Source organism: Pseudoxanthomonas kaohsiungensis, assembly GCF_010211765.1.
In the GTDB taxonomy this organism is placed as follows: domain Bacteria; phylum Pseudomonadota; class Gammaproteobacteria; order Xanthomonadales; family Xanthomonadaceae; genus Pseudoxanthomonas; species Pseudoxanthomonas kaohsiungensis.
The window spans coordinates 54471-72261 of sequence record NZ_PDWO01000004.1 but is presented as its reverse complement, the minus strand read 5'-3'; the positions used below and the strand labels follow the sequence as shown (position 1 = coordinate 72261).

Annotated in this window: 16 protein-coding genes; 9 read left to right on the top strand and 7 right to left on the bottom strand. The window is 71.1% G+C overall.

All coding sequences use genetic code 11. The annotated features are described in order from the left end of the window. Positions 1–66: 66 nt before the first annotated feature. The 4 genes from ahpC to rnk all read left to right on the top strand — a co-directional run bounded on the left by ahpC (position 67) and on the right by rnk (position 4143). Positions 67–630, top strand: a complete 564-nt coding sequence (gene ahpC / locus CSC66_RS05920) for an alkyl hydroperoxide reductase subunit C (RefSeq protein WP_162376479.1) — start codon at positions 67–69, stop codon at positions 628–630. 252 nt (positions 631–882) lie between these two features. After that, a complete protein-coding gene (ahpF, locus tag CSC66_RS05915; protein WP_162376478.1) occupies positions 883–2472 on the top strand; it encodes an alkyl hydroperoxide reductase subunit F in 1590 nt (529 codons plus the stop codon). 121 nt (positions 2473–2593) lie between these two features. Next, a complete protein-coding gene (oxyR, locus tag CSC66_RS05910) occupies positions 2594–3565 on the top strand; it encodes a DNA-binding transcriptional regulator OxyR (protein WP_162376477.1) in 972 nt (323 codons plus the stop codon). A gap of 146 nt (positions 3566–3711) precedes the next feature. After that, a complete protein-coding gene (gene rnk / locus CSC66_RS05905; RefSeq protein ID WP_162376476.1) occupies positions 3712–4143 on the top strand; it encodes a nucleoside diphosphate kinase regulator in 432 nt (143 codons plus the stop codon). Positions 4144–4243: 100 nt separating this feature from the next. Here the strand turns inward: rnk and CSC66_RS05900 are convergent, their stop codons facing one another. From CSC66_RS05900 to gap, 4 genes are all read right to left on the bottom strand, one after another. Next, positions 4244–5419, bottom strand: coding sequence for a phosphoglycerate kinase (locus tag CSC66_RS05900; RefSeq protein ID WP_162376475.1), 1176 nt, complete (start codon positions 5417–5419; stop codon positions 4244–4246). A 145-nt stretch (positions 5420–5564) separates the two neighbouring features. Next, entirely contained in the window at positions 5565–6974 is a 1410-nt protein-coding gene (locus CSC66_RS05895; protein ID WP_162376474.1) for a DUF3999 domain-containing protein, read from the bottom strand. After that, a complete protein-coding gene (locus CSC66_RS05890) occupies positions 6971–9757 on the bottom strand; it encodes a DUF2339 domain-containing protein (RefSeq protein ID WP_425501033.1) in 2787 nt (928 codons plus the stop codon). Before CSC66_RS05890 ends, CSC66_RS05895 begins: the two co-directional genes overlap by 4 nt. A gap of 244 nt (positions 9758–10001) precedes the next feature. Further along, complete coding sequence (gene gap, locus CSC66_RS05885; RefSeq protein ID WP_162376472.1) at positions 10002–11006, bottom strand: type I glyceraldehyde-3-phosphate dehydrogenase; 1005 nt, start codon at positions 11004–11006, stop codon at positions 10002–10004. 189 nt (positions 11007–11195) lie between these two features. Here gap and CSC66_RS05880 point away from each other — a divergent pair, with 189 nt between their 5' ends. From CSC66_RS05880 to modC, 5 genes are all read left to right on the top strand, one after another. Next, positions 11196–11819: an OmpW/AlkL family protein gene (locus tag CSC66_RS05880; protein ID WP_162376471.1), complete on the top strand. Its 624-nt coding sequence runs from the start codon at positions 11196–11198 to the stop codon at positions 11817–11819. Positions 11820–11895: 76 nt separating this feature from the next. Then, positions 11896–12735, top strand: a complete 840-nt coding sequence (locus tag CSC66_RS05875; protein ID WP_162376470.1) for a S1/P1 nuclease — start codon at positions 11896–11898, stop codon at positions 12733–12735. Positions 12736–12797: 62 nt separating this feature from the next. Next, on the top strand, positions 12798–13589 hold the full coding sequence (modA, locus tag CSC66_RS05870) for a molybdate ABC transporter substrate-binding protein (RefSeq protein ID WP_162376469.1): 792 nt from the start codon (positions 12798–12800) through the stop codon (positions 13587–13589). A gap of 9 nt (positions 13590–13598) precedes the next feature. Next, on the top strand, positions 13599–14294 hold the full coding sequence (gene modB, locus CSC66_RS05865; protein ID WP_162376468.1) for a molybdate ABC transporter permease subunit: 696 nt from the start codon (positions 13599–13601) through the stop codon (positions 14292–14294). Between the two features lie 61 nt (positions 14295–14355). Then, positions 14356–14970 (top strand): molybdenum ABC transporter ATP-binding protein, encoded by a 615-nt coding sequence (modC, locus tag CSC66_RS05860; RefSeq protein ID WP_162376467.1) that lies wholly within the window; start codon positions 14356–14358, stop codon positions 14968–14970. A 45-nt stretch (positions 14971–15015) separates the two neighbouring features. Here the strand turns inward: modC and CSC66_RS05855 are convergent, their stop codons facing one another. Genes CSC66_RS05855 through CSC66_RS05845 form a run of 3 tightly spaced genes read right to left on the bottom strand, consistent with a single transcriptional unit; the run spans position 15016 to position 17614 of the window. Then, a complete protein-coding gene (locus tag CSC66_RS05855; RefSeq protein ID WP_162376466.1) occupies positions 15016–15534 on the bottom strand; it encodes an energy transducer TonB in 519 nt (172 codons plus the stop codon). Between the two features lie 45 nt (positions 15535–15579). Then, a complete protein-coding gene (locus CSC66_RS05850) occupies positions 15580–17229 on the bottom strand; it encodes a TonB family protein (protein WP_162376465.1) in 1650 nt (549 codons plus the stop codon). Continuing rightward, the gene (locus CSC66_RS05845) at positions 17219–17614 is read right to left on the bottom strand and encodes a BlaI/MecI/CopY family transcriptional regulator (protein WP_162376464.1); all 396 of its coding nucleotides are present in this window, start codon (positions 17612–17614) and stop codon (positions 17219–17221) included. The genes CSC66_RS05850 and CSC66_RS05845 overlap by 11 nt, the downstream gene beginning before the upstream one ends. Positions 17615–17791 lie beyond the last annotated feature (177 nt).

Here is a 17791-nt window from a genome sequence, read left to right as displayed (position 1 = left end):
CTCTGTCTATCGAGGCGGCCTAGCATGGTCGCCGTTCCCTTCCACCCCAACCGAGAGGACCTCCCCATGTCCCTGATCAACACCACGGTCAAGCCGTTCAAGGCCACCGCGTTCCAGAACGGCGAGTTCATCGAAGTCACCGACGCCAGCCTCAAGGGCAAGTGGTCGGTCCTGATCTTCATGCCGGCCGCCTTCACCTTCAACTGCCCGACCGAGGTCGAGGACGCCGCCAACAACTACGCCGAGTTCCAGAAGGCCGGTGCCGAGGTCTACATCGTGACCACCGACACCCACTTCTCGCACAAGGTGTGGCACGAGACCTCCCCGGCGGTGGGCAAGGCCCAGTTCCCGCTGGTCGGCGACCCGACCCACCAGCTGACCCGCGCCTTCGGCGTGCACATCGAGGAAGAAGGCCTGGCCCTGCGCGGCACCTTCATCATCAACCCGGAAGGCGTGATCAAGACGCTGGAGATCCACGACAACGCGATCGCCCGCGACGTCAGCGAGACCCTGCGCAAGCTGAAGGCCGCCCAGTTCGTCGCCGCCAACCCCGGCCAGGTCTGCCCGGCCAAGTGGAAGGAAGGCGCCCAGACCATCGCCCCGTCGCTGGACCTGGTCGGCAAGATCTAAGGCCGTCCGTGCCCGTCCGTTCCGCCCGCCGGCGGGACGGACAGGCACCGCCACCCCATCCCCGTCGCCCGACGGGGGTGGGAGTGGAAGGAAGCCATCGCGCCCCACGCAGCCGCCGTCTCTCCCGGCACGCCACGCAGGCCGCGTCGGCTTCCTTCCACTCCTACGCCGCACCGTGTCCGGCGCCCCGGACACGCAACGGGCAACCGTGCCCGCCACTGCCGGACCATTCCTCCCCCAAGGAGTCGCGCCATGTTGGACGCCAGCCTCAAGACCCAGCTCCAGGCCTACCTGGAGCGCCTCACCCGCCCGGTGCACCTGGTCGCCTCGCTCGACGACGGCGACAGCTCGGCACAGATGCTGCAGTTGCTACAGGACATCGAAGCGCTCTCGCCCAAGGTCAGCCTGGAAGTGCGCCGCGACGACGCCCAGCGCAAGCCCTCCTTCGCCGTGACCAGCCCCGGCCAGGACATCTCGCTGGCCTTCGCCGGCCTGCCGATGGGCCACGAGTTCACTTCGCTGGTGCTGGCGCTGCTGCAGGTCGGCGGCCATCCGTCCAAGGCGGCGGCCGAGGTGATCGAGCAGGTGAAGTCGCTCGACGGCGAGTTCGCGTTCGAGACCTACTTCTCGCTGTCCTGCCAGAACTGCCCGGACGTGGTCCAGGGGCTGAACCTGATGGCGGTGCTGAATCCGAAGATCAGGCACGTGGCCATCGACGGCGCGCTGTTCCAGCAGGAAGTCGAGTCGCGACAGGTGATGTCGGTGCCGGCGGTGTTCCTCAACGGCGAGCTGTTCGCCTATGGCCGCATGGGCCTGGAGGAGATCGTCGCCAGGCTCGATACCGGCGCCGCGAAGCGCGAAGCGGAGAAGATCGCGAAGAAGCCCGCGTTCGACGTGCTCGTCGTCGGCGGCGGCCCGGCCGGCGCGGCCGCGGCGATCTACGCCGCGCGCAAGGGCATCCGCACCGGCGTGGCGGCCGAGCGCTTCGGCGGCCAGGTGCTGGACACCATGGCTATCGAGAACTTCATCTCGGTGCCGCACACCGAAGGCCCGAAGCTGGCCGCGCAGCTCGAGCAGCACGTGCGCGAGTACGACGTCGACGTGATGAACCTGCAGCGCGCCACCGCGCTGCTGCCGGCCGGCGACGACGGCCTGGTCGAGATCAGGCTGGAAAACGGCGCCTCGCTGAAGTCCAAGGCCGTGGTCCTGTCCACCGGCGCGCGCTGGCGGCAGATGAACGTGCCCGGCGAGGACGAATACCGCAACAAGGGCGTGGCCTACTGCCCGCACTGCGACGGCCCGCTGTTCAAGGGCAAGCGCGTGGCGGTGATCGGCGGCGGCAACTCCGGCGTGGAAGCGGCGATCGACCTCGCCGGCATCGTCAGCCATGTCACCCTGGTCGAGTTCGACGGTGCGCTGCGCGCCGACGAGGTCCTGCAGCGCAAGCTGCGCAGCCTGGCCAACGTGCGGGTGGTCACCAGCGCCCAGACCACCGAGGTGCTCGGCGACGGGCAGAAGGTCACCGGGCTGGTCTATACCGACCGCGTCGGCCACGACTCGCACCGGATCGAACTGGAGGGCGTGTTCGTCCAGATCGGGCTGCTGCCCAACACCGAATGGCTCAAGGGCACCGTCGCGTTGAGCCCGCGCGGGGAGATCATCGTCGACGAGCGCGGCCAGACCAGCGTGGCGGGCGTGTTCGCCGCGGGCGACTGCACCACCGTGCCGTACAAGCAGATCGTGATCGCGATGGGCGAAGGTTCCAAGGCCGCGCTGGCCGCCTTCGACCACCTGATCCGCACCTCGGCCCCGAAGGCCGAGGCGGTCGCCGAGGCGGCGTGAGCGCGTCGCCGTGGGCCGCCGGTCCACGGTACGCCGGCGCACAGGGTAGAGTGGCTTCCGTGGTCGGCCCCGCGTGCGGGGCGGACCACCACCGACGCGCATTCCGGGAGGGCGACCGGCAATGAACCTGCGTGACCTGAAATACCTGGTGGCACTGGCCGACCAGAAGCATTTCGGCCGCGCCGCCGCGGCCTGCCACGTCAGCCAGCCCACCCTCTCCACCCAGATCCGCAAGCTCGAGGACGAGCTGGGCGTGCCGCTGGTCGAGCGCGCGCCGCGCAAGGTGATGCTCACGCCGGCCGGCCGCGAGGCCGCCGAGCGCGCGCGCCGGATCGTGGCCGAGGTCGAGCAGATGAAGGAGGCCGCGCGCCGCAGCAAGGATCCGGAAGCGGGCACCGTGCGCCTGGGCATCTTCCCCACCCTCGCCCCCTACCTGCTGCCGCACGTGGTGCCGCGGGTGCGTGCGCGCTTCCCGCAGCTGGAGCTGCTGCTGGTCGAGGAGAAGAGCGACGAACTGCTCGCGCGCCTGCGCGACGGCAAGCTCGACGCGGCCGTGCTGGCCCTGCCCGTGCACGACGAGCAGCTGCATGCCGAGTTCCTGTTCGAGGAACCGTTCGTGCTGGCCGTGCCGGAGAACCACCCGCTCTCGCGCCGCGATGCGCTCACCCTGGACGAACTGGCCGAACAACGCCTGCTGCTGCTCGAGGACGGCCACTGCCTGCGCGAACAGGCGCTGGACGTGTGCCGCCTCTCCGGCGCGCACGAGCGGACCGAGTTCCGCGCCACCAGCCTGGAAACGCTGCGGCAGATGGTGGCGGCCAACGTCGGGGTGACCCTGCTGCCGACCCTGGCGATCAAGCCCCCGGTGGCGCGCTCGGACAACATCCACCTGCTGCGATTCGCCGACTCCCATCCCAGCCGCAGCATCGCCATGGTCTGGCGGCGCAGCTCGGCCATGGCCGGCTTCCTGGCCCGCCTGGCGCGGGTGTTCGCCGACCTGCCCCCCGGCCTGCTCGCCCCCGACGCCGGCGATCCGGCGCCGCTGCAGCAGGCCGCCACGACCGCCCCGGCGCCCCGCAGCGACTGGGGCTGAACGCAGGCGATCGGCCACCCCGGACGCGGTTGAAACCGCGCCGGTTACGGGCTACGGTTTGCGCACAACCCAGATACCCGGGGCGGGGCGGAAACGCGCCGCCTTTTCTTCATGCGCGCCCGGCGCGCCCACCCCAGAGGAACACCATGTCCAACCAGCCCACCAGCGGCCTGCCGCCCTCCCTGATCATCTCCAGCCGCGACCTCGCGCGCCTGGAAGCCCTGCTCGATTCGCCCGTGCTCAGCCGCCATCCTGCCGCGATCGCGCTGATGGACGAGCTCAACCGCGCCGAAGTGCTGCCGCCCGAGCGCGTGCCTGCCGACGTGGTGACCATGCACTCGCGGGTGGAGTGCGAAGACATCGCCACCGGCGAGGACCACGTCCTCACCCTGGTCTACCCGAACGAAGCCGACGTCGAGAAGGGCCGCGTCTCGGTGCTGGCGCCGGTGGGCAGCGCCCTGCTGGGCCTGTCGGTGGGCCAGTCGATCGAGTGGGAAGCGCCCGGTGGGCGCACCCTGAAGCTGCGCGTGCGCTCGGTGCGTTACCAGCCCGAAGCGGCCGGCGATTTCCACCGCTGATTCACCTGCCGTCCGGCGCGCTGCGCCGGACCGGTTTTTCTAGTCGAAGACACGGCGACCGGTCAGGCGATCGGCCGCCGTGCCGGCGCGTGCCCGCGCGTCAGCCGCCGCGGGCGTCCAGCGCCGCCACCGCCGGCAGGGTCTTGCCTTCGAGGAACTCCAGGAAGGCGCCGCCGCCGGTGGAGATGTAGCTGACCTGCTGCTCGATGCCGAACTTGTCCACCGCCGCCAGGGTGTCGCCGCCGCCGGCGATGGAGAACGCCTTGGATGCGGCGATCGCCCGCGCCACCGCCTCGGTGCCGCCGGCGAACGCATCGAACTCGAACACGCCGACCGGCCCGTTCCACACCACCGTGCCCGCGGCGGCGATCAGCGCGGCGTAGCGCGCACCGGTCTGCGGGCCGATGTCCAGGATCAGGTCGTCGTCGGCGACCTCGCCCACCGGCTTGACCGTGGCCGGGGCATCGGCGGCGAAAGCCTTGGCCACGACCACGTCGCTGGGCAGCGGGATGTCGGCGCCGCGCGCCTTCGCGTCGGCGAGGATCTTCTTCGCCGTGTCCAGCAGGTCCGCCTCGTACAGCGACTTGCCGACCGGATGCCCGGTGGCGGCGAGGAAGGTGTTGGCGATGCCGCCGCCGACGATCAACTGGTCGACCTTGCCGACCAGGCTGGTGAGCAGCTCGAGCTTGGTCGAGACCTTGCTGCCGGCCACGATCGCCAGCAAGGGCCGCGCCGGGCTGGCCAGCGCCTTGTCCAGCGCGTCGAGTTCGGCCATCAGCAGCGGGCCGCCGGCGGCGACCGGGGCGAAGCGGATCACGCCATGGGTCGAGGCCTGGGCGCGGTGCGCGGTGCCGAACGCATCCATCACGAACACATCGCACAGCGCGGCGTACTTCTTCGACAGCGCCTCGTCGTCCTTGCCCTCGCCGACGTTCATGCGGCAGTTCTCCAGCAGCACGACCTGGCCCGGCCGCACCTCGACGCCGTCGACCCAGTCGCGCACCAGCGGCACGTCCACGCCCAGCAGCTGCGACAGCCGCGCAGCGACCGGGGCCAGCGAATCGGCCTCGCTCCACACGCCTTCCTTCGGCCGGCCCAGGTGCGAGGTCACCATCACCGCCGCGCCCTTCTCCAGCGCGAGCCTGAGCGTGGGCACCGAGGCGGTGATGCGCTGTTCGGAGGTGATCCTGCCCTGCTCGATCGGCACGTTGAGGTCCTGGCGGATCAGCACGCGCTTGCCGGCGAGGTCGAGGTCGGTCATCCGCAGGATCGTCATCGTTGGGCTCTCATCATTCAGTTGGGAAGCGGCGGTTCGCCGCGGGCACGCGTGGCACGGGCGCCGTTGCGCCGGAAACGAAACGCGTCGCCGCCGGCGCGGGAGCGGCATTGTCCCGCCCGCGCGCCGCCACGGCAAACCAGGCTCAATCGCGCGGCGGCTGCCGCAACAGGCTCAGGCCCAGCGCGGCGACCAGCACCGCGCCGCCGACCAGCAGCGCCCACAACAGCAGGCTCTTCCAGTCGATCTGCCGCTGCGGCGCCAAGGCGCGTTCGCCGGCCAGCTCCTCCGGCTCCGGAGCCAGGTAGGCCGGTGCGGGTTGCCATCCCGCACCGCGCTGGCGGCGCAAAGCCTCCAGCAGTGCCGGGATCGGCGCATCGGCACGCCGGGCATTGGCGCTGCCGGCGGCCAGCGCATAAGGCGGTTCGCCCTGGGCCAGGAACACCATCACTTCGGGGCGATATCCCAGCCGCAGCACCGGCGCCTGCGCGCCGACCGCGCTGCCTGCGCCCAGCCGCCACTGGCGGTCGCGCACGACCATCGCCAGCGGCCGGGGATCGGACTGGCTGGCCTGCCCCGCGCCAGCGCCCACCTGGAACGCCATCCACGGACCGGCCCGCCAGATCCACGAGGCGTCCCCGCGTTCGCGGCTGTGCAGGGTCCATTCCACCGCGTTGTTGCCCGGCAGGCGCACGTCGGCGCGCTCGACCGGAATGCGTCCGGGCAGCTTGAACTCGAAGTACTCGCGGCCGCCTTCGCTGCGGCGTTGGCCTTCGAGTTCCACCCACTCCCAGCGCGCCTGCGGCGGCGGCGGCTCCAGCTCGCCGGCCACGCCGCTGAGCACCGGCAAGAGCCCGGGACCGGGCCGCACCGGCAGCAGGCGCAGGTAGCGCGCCTGCCCGTCCAGTTCGATCCGGCCCTGGCGCAGGCGCTCGCCGCCGCGCTCCAGGTCCAGCAGGGTGGTGCCTTCGTTGAGCGTGCGCCACTGGCGCAGGTCGTTGCTGCCCTCGACCCGGTAGCGGGCCTGCAGCGACTCGCGTGGCCGCTCCCACTCCAGCCGCAGCGCGCGCACCGGTTCCCGCAGGGGGCTGGCGTCGACCAGCCACTGCCCCGGCACCGCGACCGCGGCGTCGCGCGGCGGCACGCCGGCCTCGATGCGGACGATGCCGCCGGCCTCGTCACGCTCGGCCACCAGGCGAAGGTCGCCGCCACCGGCGGCCGGATCCAGCGCCGGCAACGGGAACCACGGCAGCGCCAGCGTGCGCGGCGCCTGCGCCAGCGGTTGCGCCGGCGACAGCAGCGCGGCCGGCAGCGGCTGCCCTTGCGCGTTGAACACCTCCACGTCGACCAGGGCGGCCTGGCTGGCGCTGCGGTACACCGCCTCGTCCAGCAGCACGCGGTAGGCGCCGCTTTCCTCCTGGCCCAGGGTCAGCGGCCACTGCCGCGCGTAATCGTCGCGCGATGCGGCGTTGGCCACCACGGACATCACCAGCGAAACCACGACCGCCAGCCAGGCGGCGATCCTCGTTCCGGCGGCTCCCGTGCGAAGCGTCATGCGTGCGACTCCCCAGCCGATGCGCCCGGCATGCGCGGGGGCGCCGGCGCCAGGTAGCCGACGATGGTGCACAGGACCCCATAGGCAATGAACGAGACGATACCGAGCATGCCGCCCAGGTGCTGCCGGTCGACCAGCAGCAGCTTGGCCAGGACCACGCCCATCAGCAGCGCGCCGGCCAGCCACAGGCCGCGGCGGCCGCGGCGCGAACCGGTGATCCAGCCGATCACGCCGAGCACGCTCCAGGTTACGGTCAGGCTGGTCTGGGCCAGGCTGCTGGACAGTAGGCCCGGCTCCCAGGCGACGCCGCCCCAGTGGTGCACGCCACGCAGCGTGCTCACGCTCAGCAGCACGAACCCGACGGCGGCGACCACTGCCATGCGCAGAGGCCGCAGCGCCTGCGGCGCCCAAGGCGACCACAGCCATGCCGCGGCGAGCAGCAGGGCCAGCGAATGGACGAGCTCGGCCGGATTGAGCAGCGGCAGCCACGGCAGTGGCGCGGACGGCGCGGCCTGGCGCAAGGCCAGCAGCCAGTCCAGCGCGACCACCGCAAACGCCACGCACAGCAGCGGCGTGCGCGCGCCATCGGCCAGTGCACCGCGCGGGATCGCCAGCCATTGCCAGCGCCACAGCGCCAGCGCGACCAGCACCAGCCACGGGGCGAGGCCCAGGGTTAGATGCCAGCCCTGCGCAAGGCCGGCGTGCGACGACCACCAGCCGGCCCATAGCGACAGCACCATCGCCCAGGCCAGCCACCAGGCGAACTGCGCCAGGCTGGCGAGGCGGCTCGCGTCCCCGCGCAGGCAGGCCAGGCTGCGCAGGCCCAGCAGCGCGAACGCCACCCAGGCCACCAGCCCGTAGTCGCCGCCGAACGCATGCGAATGCGCGGCGTGCTGTGCCAATGTCAGCGGCAGGGCCGCCGCGAAACCGCCCGCCACGGTCCACGCCAGCGCACGCGCCGGGCTCAGGCGGTGGACTTCCGCCGCCAGCCAGGCCGTGGCGATGGCGAACACCAGCAACCAGTCCGCCCGTGCGACGGGCTCGACGAACCGGTCGATCTCGTGGACGCCGTTTCCGCACCACCAGAGCAGGCCCCACAGGTAGAACGCCACCGCCCGCACCGTCGCACCGTGCAGGCGCGCCGCCCACGCACTGGCCAGCCCCGCCAGCGCGACCAGCAGCGCGGCCATGGCGGTGGGATTGAGCAGCAGGTGGGCGTCGCCCGCGGCATCGTCGACCGCACCCAGCAGCAACGCGCACGCGGCCACCAGCTGCAGCGCGCTGCCGTTGAACACCGGCAGGCCACGCCCCTGGCGCAGGCCGAGCCAGACCAGGCCGGCGCCTTCCAGCGCGAACACGCTCGCGGTGGCGCGTGCCGACAGCGCCAGCGGCACGGCCAGGGTGGCGAAGCCGACCGCCAGGATCGCATGCGACTGGCCGAGCACCCGGTAGCCGGCGCGGCGCAGCAGTACCCATGCCAATGCCGCGTACAGCAGGGCCAGTCCCAGCGCGCACAGCGCCAATGGCATGCGGCTGCCATCGGCGAACAGGCCGTCCATCAGGCCGGCCTGCAGCGTGAATGCCACCAGCGGCGTGCCGAACACCAGGCAACCGTCGACCAGGTCGCGCCGCCCCGCCGGCTGCCGCCGCGCGAACAGGATCGGCACGACCAGGTAGAACGCGAAGAACAGCAGCAGGAACGGCTGCGTGCTGGCGAACTTCTCCGGCGTGTAGGCGCTGGCACCCCACAGGCTGCCGATGCCGAAGGTGAAGAGGAAGCCGAGCAGGTTGAGGATGCGCCAGGCACGGAACCAGGCGATGGCCACGATCGCCGCGTTGAGCAGCGCGTAGTACGAGAACAGCGCGACATGGTTGCCGCTGCCGGTCGACAGCCACAGCGGCGCGAGGAAGCCGGCGAGCAGCGCGAAAACCGCCAGCGCCTTGGCGTCCTGCAGCACCGCCAGCAGTCCCATGCCGGCCACCAGCAGCACGCTCAGCGCGAACGCCGGCCCCGGGTCGATCACGCCATAGAGCTTGAAGGCGGCGAACACGGTCAGCAGCAGCACGCCGATCGCCCCGCCCTGCAGGCTCAGCGCGAAGATGCGGTTGCTGTCGCGGCGTCGCCAGGCGAAGACCAGCGCGCCCAGCGCCGCGGCCGCCACGGCCGCCAGGCGCAGTTCCAGCGGCAGCACGAACAGGCCCTGGTCGCTGGCGTACTTCAGCAGCGCGGCCACGCCCGCCAGCAGCACCAGCATGCCGATCTTGACTGGCACGTTGCCGACCGTGAACCAGCGCTTGACCATGCGCAGCAGCGCGTTCTCCGCCGGCGCGGCGCGTCCATGGGCGATGCGCGCCGAGGCCGTGGCCGCGCGCGCGCGCGCGGTATCGTCGACCGTCTCCCGGGCGGCCTCCTGCCGCGGGCCCGGCGGCGGCAACGGCGGGGGCGCGGAGGCGGCGGCACCGGTCGCGGACGCCGTCGGGGGCGTGGCGGGCGGTCCGACGGGCGCCTGCGGCGGTGCGGGTACCGCCGGCGCGGCCGGCGCGGTGGCGTCGCCGGCCTGCCGCCGCATCAGTTCGGACAGGGTCGGGGCATCGCCGGCCGCCGATGCGGGCTGTGGACCCGGCGGCACCGCCGGATCGCGCGGAGCCGCCGCCGCGCCACTTTCGCGCACGGACGGACGCTCGGCCGCGAACCGCAGCTCCGCCAGGTTCCTTTCGAGTTCGGCCACGCGCCCCTTCAGCGAGGAGAGCGATACCAGCGCGACGACCAGCAACACCGGCATGGCCAGCAAGGCCAGGCCCACGATCACGAGTATCCCTGCCACGTCGTCCATTCCTCCCCCGTCCGTATCGGTACGCGTCGCGCAGCGGTGGCCGGCGGATCCCTGCCGGCCATGGCGCCGGCAGCGTCGGCGATGCGCGGCGGGAATGCAAGGCCGCGACGCCGTCCGTAAGCGCCGCGTTAAACGCGAAAGGGCGCCCTGCGGCGCCCTTTCCGGTGCAACTTACGCCGCGGCGTGCCGCCGCTTACTTGCCGGCGACCACGCGGACCATCTCCAGGCACTTGTTGGAGTAGCCCCACTCGTTGTCGTACCACGCCACCAGCTTGACGAAGGTCGGGTCCAGCGCGATGCCGGCGTCGGCGTCGAAGATCGAGGTGCGGGTGTCGCCGACGAAATCGGTCGCCACCACCTTGTCCTCGGTGTAGCCGAGGATGCCCTTCAGCGCGCCTTCGCTCTGCGCCTTGATCTCGGCCTTGATCTCCTCGTAGCTGGCCGGGTTCTCCAGCTCGGCGGTCAGGTCGACCACCGACACGTCCGAGGTCGGCACGCGGAAGCTCATGCCGGTCAGCTTCTTGTTCAGCGCCGGGATCACCACGCCGACCGCCTTGGCCGCGCCGGTGCTCGACGGGATGATGTTCTCGAGGATGCCGCGGCCGCCGCGCCAGTCCTTGTTGCTCGGGCCGTCGACGGTCTTCTGCGTGGCGGTGGCCGCGTGCACGGTGGTCATCAGGCCGCGCTTGATGCCCCACTTGTCATTGATGACCTTGGCCAGCGGGGCCAGGCAGTTGGTGGTGCACGAGGCGTTGGAGACGATCGCCTGGCCGGCATAGGTCTCGTGGTTGACGCCGAAGACGAACATCGGCGTGTCGTCCTTGGACGGGGCCGACAGGATCACCTTCTTGGCGCCGGCATCCAGGTGCTTCTGCGCGGTGACCTTGTCCAGGAACAGGCCGGTGGATTCGATGACGACTTCGGCGCCGACTTCGTCCCACTTCAGCGCGGCCGGATCGCGCTCCTGGGTCAGGCGGATCTTCTTGCCGTTGACGACCAGGGTGTTGCCTTCGACCTTGACCTCGCCCTTGAAGCGGCCGTGCACGGAGTCGTACTGCAGCATGTAGGCCAGGTAATCCGGCTCGAGCAGGTCGTTGATCGCCACGATCTCGATGTCGTTGCCGAAATTCTGCACCGCCGAACGCAGCACGTTGCGGCCGATGCGGCCGAAGCCGTTGATGCCAACCTTGATCGCCATTGCTGAAGACTCCTGACGCCGCGGCGCGCGCGGCCCGTGGTGGAAAAAGAAGGACGGAAAGGGTTGAAGCGGGGTGGCCATTCTAGCACCGCCGCCCGGGCCGGCCGGCCGCCTTGACTGCGATCAAGGCGCGCGGCGCGCGGCGGCGGGACACTGGCGCCGAACTCCACACGCCACGAGCGCTTACCCATGAAACAGAAGCTCCTCCCCGTCCTGTTCGCCGCCGGCCTGGCCGTCGCGGCCGCCCCCGCCTTCGCCCAGTCCGCCGGAGACTGGACCCTGGGCCTGGGCGTGCACCAGGTCGACCCCAAGTCGGACAACGGCACCCTGGCCGGGGGCACCCTGCCGTTGTCGGTCGGCAGCGACGCCAAGCCGAGCCTGACCTTCGAGTACTTCATCCGCGACAACCTCGGGATTGAAGTGCTGGCGGCCTGGCCGTTCCAGCACGACATCTCGGTCAAGGGCGTGGGTCGGGTCGGCAGCACCAAGCACCTGCCGCCGACGTTCAGCCTGCAGTACCACTTCAACGACAAGGGCGTGGTCTCGCCGCTGGTGGGCGTGGGCCTGAACTACACCACGTTCTTCAGCGAGGACACCCGCGGCGCGCTGGAAGGCACCGAGCTGGAGCTCGGCGATTCCTGGGGCCTGGCCGCGCATGCAGGCCTGGACTTCCGCGTCAGCGAGAACGCCGCCGTCCGCGTGGACGTGCGCTGGATCGACATCGACAGCAGCGTCCGCGTCGACGGCGCGCGCCTGGGCACGGCCAACATCGACCCGCTGGTGTACGGCGCCGCTTATGTCATGAAGTTCTGACTTCATGCGATTCCCCAGCGGAGGGATGCGACCGCCTGCGGCGGGGGCCGCAAGGCCGGTCGGTTAAAGTGGGGGCATGACCCACCCGTCGCATCCCTCCGCACCCCCCACGCGCCGCCCGTCGCGCTGGCTGGCGGCGCTGCTCGCCCTGTCCTTCGCCCTGCCCGCCCATGCGTGGGGCCCGCTCGGCCACCGCCTGGTGGCACGCCTGGCCGACGCCGACCTCACGCCCGAGGCACGCGCCGGCATCGCCCGGCTGCTGCAGGCCGAAGCGGACCCCACCCTGGCCGGCATCGCCAACTGGGCCGACGAACTGCGCGCCAACGATCCCGGGCTGGGCAAGCGTTCGTCGCGCTGGCATTACGTCAACATCGGAGATCCGGACTGCGCGTTCGACGCGGTACGCGACTGCCCCGGCGGCAACTGCGTCGTCACCGCGATCCAGGAGCAGACCGCGATCCTGTCCGACCCGAGCCGCAGCGATGCCGAACGCCGCCAGGCATTGAAGTTCGTGGTCCACTTCGTCGGCGACGTGCACCAGCCGCTGCATGCCGGCCATGCCGACGATCGCGGCGGCAACGATTACCAGGTCAACTGGCGCGGCAAGGGCAGCAACCTGCATTCGCTATGGGACAGCGGCATGCTCAACGCGCAGCGCCTGGACGAGGACGCCTGGTTGGCACGGTTGCGTGCCCTGCCGGCGCCAGCGCCGGTGCCGCCACTGCCGCCGCGCGCACCGCAGTTGTGGGCCGAACAGTCCTGCCGGCTGGTCGCCACGCCGGGCTTCTATCCGTCCGGCCACGTGATCGGCGACGCCTACGTCGCCGCGCACCTGCCCACGGCCGAAACGCAGCTGCGGCTGGGCGGCGCGCGGCTGGCCGCCACGCTCAACGAGGCATTCGCAACCGGTCGCTAGCGTCGGCCGACGCCGGCACCGCCACGACATTCCGCCGCAACGCCCCACCGGAGCACGACCGCATGCCTGCCACGACCATTCCGCTGTTGCGCGCACTGGCCATGCTGGCGCTGGGAATGGGCATGCTCGCATCGCCCGCCCCGGCGCGGTCGGCGGAACGCGCGCCGCTGACCGTGTTCGCCGCCGCGAGCCTCAAGGAATCGCTGGACGAGGCCGCTGCCGCCTACCAGCAGGCCACCGGCACGCCGGTGCGCGTGTCCTACGCGGCAAGTTCGGCGCTGGCGCGGCAGATCGAACAGGGCGCGCCGGCACAGGTGTTCGCTTCCGCCGACCTGGAGTGGATGGATTACCTGCAGCGACGCAACCGGATCGATGCCGGCAGCCGCCGCCACCTGCTGGGCAACCGGCTGGTGCTGGTCGCGCCGCAGGCCGGCGCCGGCAAGGTCGACCTGTCCAGGCCCGGCGCCATCGCCGCCGCGCTCGGTGAGGGCCGCCTGGCCATCGCCCAGACGGCGTCGGTCCCGGCCGGCAAGTACGGCCGCGCCGCGCTGGAATCGCTCGGGCAGTGGAATGGCCTGTCCGCGCGCCTGGCGGAGACGGAAAGCGTGCGCGCGGCGCTGATGCTGGTGGCACGCGGCGAGGCGCCGCTGGGCATCGTCTACGCCTCCGACGCGAAGGCCGAGCCGCGCGTGCGCGTGGTCGCGACCTTCCCCTCCGGCAGCCATCCGCCCATCGTGTATCCGGTCGCGGCGCTGGCGGCCGCACCCGCTCCTGCGCGCGACTTCGTGCGCTGGCTCTCTTCGCCTGCGGCGCGCGCGATCTTCGAGCGCCGCGGCTTCGACGTACTCGACTGAGGCGAGGCCTTGGACTGGTTCTCGCCCGCGGAGCTGACCGCCATCGGCGTAAGCCTGAAGGTCGCGATGGTCGCCGCGCTCGCCAGCCTGCCGCTGGGCGTGGCCGTGGCCTGGCTGCTGGCGCGGCGCCGCTTCCCCGGCAAGGCCCTGCTCGACGCGCTGGTGCACCTGCCGCTGGTGCTGCCACCGGTGGTGATGGGCTACGCGCTGCTGGTGATGTTCGGCAACCAGGGGCCCGCCGGTCGCTGGCTGCACGACACCTTCGGCATCACCCTGGCCTTCCGCTGGACCGGCGCGGCGCTGGCCTGCGCGGTGATGGGCTTCCCACTGATGGTGCGCGCGATCCGGCTGTCGATCGAGAACGTGGACCGCAAGCTCGAACAGGCCGCCGCCACGCTCGGCGCCGCACCCTGGCGGGTGTTCCTCACCGTGACCCTGCCGCTGGCCTGGCCCGGGCTGGTAGCCGGCGCGGCCCTGGCATTCGCCAAGGCGCTGGGCGAATTCGGCGCGACCATCACCTTCGTCTCGGCCATCCCGGGCGAGACGCAGACGCTGTCCGCGGCCATCTACGGATTGATGCAGGTGCCGGGCGGCGAGGCCGGCATCTGGCGACTGGCCGCGGTTTCGCTGCTGATCTCGCTGGGTGCACTGCTGCTGTCGGAGTGGCTGGTGCGGCGGCAGCGGGGCGCGGAGGAAGAAGCATGAGCCTGTCGCAGGGCCTTCGGCTCCGCCATCCGGACGCACCGGCATGCTGCGGGTTCGGCCCATGCTGAGCCTCGACCTGCACCTGCGCCGCGGCGGCTTCCAGCGCCACGTCGGCATCGAGGAGCAGGCACGCGTGGTCGCGCTGGCCGGGCCTTCAGGCGCGGGCAAGACCACCGTGCTCAACGCCATCGCCGGACTGGTGCAGCCGGTCTCCGGCCACATCCGCATCGACGACCGCGTGCTCTACGACAGCGCGCGCGGGATCGACATGCCGACCCACCGCCGCCGCATCGGCTACGTGTTCCAGGATGCGCGCCTGTTCCCCCACCTCGACGTGGCGCGCAACCTGCGCTACGGACGCCATGGCGATGCGCAGTCGCGCTTCGGCTTCGACGCCGTGGTGGACCTGCTCGGCATCGGCCACCTGCTGGCGCGGCGCACCGCGAACCTCTCCGGCGGCGAGACCCAGCGCGTGGCCATCGGCCGCGCCCTGCTGTCGCAACCGGCGATCCTGCTGTTCGACGAGCCGCTGACCGCGCTGGACCAGGCGCGGCGCGAGGAACTCATTCCCTACCTGCAGCGCGTGCGCGACGAAGTGCGCCTGCCGATGCTCTACGTCAGCCACCACCCCGACGAGGTGCGGCGGCTGGCCGATGCGGTGCACGTGCTGGATTGAGCCTGGCCGTCCGCCGGTTCCACACGTCACTCGCCAACCGCCGCATCACTCCTTGCGCTGCGCCGCACCGACCCGCTGCCGTCCGTTGCGCACCTCAAAGGTGAACGCGTACGCCAGGGTGACCGCTACCGGCCGCGTCTCGGCGACCGCACCGGCACAGCCCACGCCGTTCCAGTCACGGTCGCGCGTGGCCGCGTCCGGGTAGTCGCAGAACGCGGCTGGCTTGTAGTGCCAGGCCGAGACCGCCTCCAGCACCGCCCTGCCCAGCTGAGGCTGCAATTCGGGGGCGACGCAGCCCGGATCCTCCAGCAGCTTTACCTTGCCCACGCCACCGGCCGCATCGATCACGAAACTCGCGCAGAGCGTGGTGGGAGCCAACTCGTGCGGCCCGAAATCATCCGGGAACCCTGGCGTCTCATTGTCGCGCGGCTCAGGGAAAGCGAAAGCCTGGTTGTCCGCCATGTCGTAGCGGGCACTGCCTTCGGGCAGGATCAGTCGCTGGTCCACGGCAGCGGTACGCGTGGTGCAGGCGGCGAGCAGGCAAACAGCGGCGGCCAGCGACATCAGGCCAACAGGTTTTACGCTTCCAAGCAAGCGCATGCATGACATTCAGTCCACCTCGCCCGCTTCCGGTTCCTCGCCAGACGGCATGGACTCGAAGGTGATCGGGATGCGCACGCGCCCTTCGATCGGCCTGCCGCCCTGCATGGCAGGCAGGTAAGTCCACTTCCGCGCCGCCGCCAGTGACGTCTCCTCGAACACGCCTTCCGGCGTGGCGCTTTCCACCTGTATGTCCCGGAGGACGCCATCCGGGCCCACAGTGGCCAGCAGGACGACCTCGCCGCCGATGTACTGCCTGGCAGCTTCGACGGGGTACTCTGGCGGCGGCATGCGCTGCTCGACTGATGCCGTCGCGGCCGCCGTGCCATCAGCTCGTGGTTGCTCGTCCACGGCGCCCCCGCCGGCGACTCCACCCTTCGCGAGCAACTGGCGCATGCGCTGTTGTGTTTCTCCGTCCGTGCCGCTAACGGGCAGGACGCGAAACACCAGCCGGTACACAATCTTCCCCGAGGCATCGCGATGCTCGATGGCGCCAGCTTCGCCGTCATGGACCAGCACGGAAGGCTGCGCGACAAGCGCGCCAGGGTCGCCCTGCTTGAGCTCGAAGCGCAGGTAGGTGGTGCCTGGTTGCGGCCCCGGCGTTGCCACTACCGTAGTGGCCCACTGACCGCTCCCCGTCCCCATGACCGCACCAGCCGGTTCGCCCGCCTTCACCTGCTGGACCAGCAGCCCGCCTGTCACTCCGTCATAAGTGGCTTGCCTGGCTATCACGAATTGCCCGGTTCCGTCAGTCGATACAGCGCCTGCACCCGGCTGCACCGCCCAGGCCGTGTAGCCGACCGAAGCGGTGAGGCCCGTCGCAAGCAGGATGGTCGCCATCCAGCGCAAGGGCGACGGCGTGGGACGCTTGAGCATGTCGATGCGCTCCTTGATCGGATGCTGCGCCTGCCAATGGCAGCCCAGCGGCAGGGGAAGTTCGTCGAAGTGGGTCTTGAGCATCGCCTCGCCGTAGGGGCGACGGGCGCGCGGATTGCGTGCAATCACCCGCTCGTCGCAGGCCAGCTCCTGGTCGAGCCGGAAGCGGCGCAGCACGGGTGGCAGCAGCGGGTTGAACCAGAACACGCAGCGCAACGATGCAGCCAGTGCATTGGCGACCAGGTCGCCACGGCGTACGTGCAGGCGTTCGTGCTGCAGCACGAGGTCCTGTTCCTGCGCGGTGTAGCGCCGCTCGAAATCGGCCGGTAACAGGATCCGAGGCCGCAGCACGCCGGTCACGGCAGGCAGTCCCGCCGTGGCGGTCGTGGACTGGTACAGGCCGTCTTCACGCCTGCGCAGCAGGCCGAGTGCGCGCCGGAAACGACGCTGCTGCCAGGCCAGCAGCAGTGCCGATGCTAGGGCGCCGACCAGCCACAGCGACGCCAGCATCGCCTGCCAGTCCATGCCCGATTGCGGCTGGGCCGATGCCACGACCGCGACCGCCGGACCGATCTGCCAGGCCACCGGCAGCGCCATCGCCGCGTCCGCGCCGCGTGGCAGCAACACCGCCAGCAGCGCCATCGGCACGCACAACCATAATGCGTAGGCGGCGCTGGCACCCAGCGCAGCGCGCACGGGCCGGCGCAGGGCCAGCACCAGCAGCATGGCCGCGCTTCCGGCTACTGTCGCTTCGACCAGTGCGGCGATCAGCTCAGCGTCCATCGTCGGCCTCCCTGCCATCGTCCAGCTCGGAAACCAGCCGTTTGAGCTCGGCGATGTCGGCCGCCGACAGCTGGCCGCGTTCGCTGAAATGCGCCACGAGCGGCGCCACCCGGCCGCCGAACAGCCGCGCCAGCAGGCCTTCGCTCTGCTGCTGCACCCAGACTTCGCGCCGCAGGACCGGCGAATACAGGTAGCGGCGCCCGTCTTTTTCCGCGCTGATCGCGCCCTTGTTGAGCAGGCGGTTGAGCAGGGTCTTGATCGTCGGTTCGGCCCAGCCGGTACTGTCGGCCAATGCCGCAATCACCTCCTCGGCGCTGCGCGGGCTGGCGCCCCACAGGACTTCCATCACCATCGCCTCGGCATCGCTGATCGGGGTCGTATCCATGCCGCCTCCGTTTACACCTGTAAACTTTATCCGATTACATGCGTAAACTTTCGCGGTGTCAACACCCCCCGAATGCCACGGCCGGCAGCTCCGTCATGGATAAGGCCAGCGGCGCGGCCACCGTCGAGGCCTTTGGCCCTGGCCTCCACGAGCCCCGCGCCCACGATGCCCTAAGCT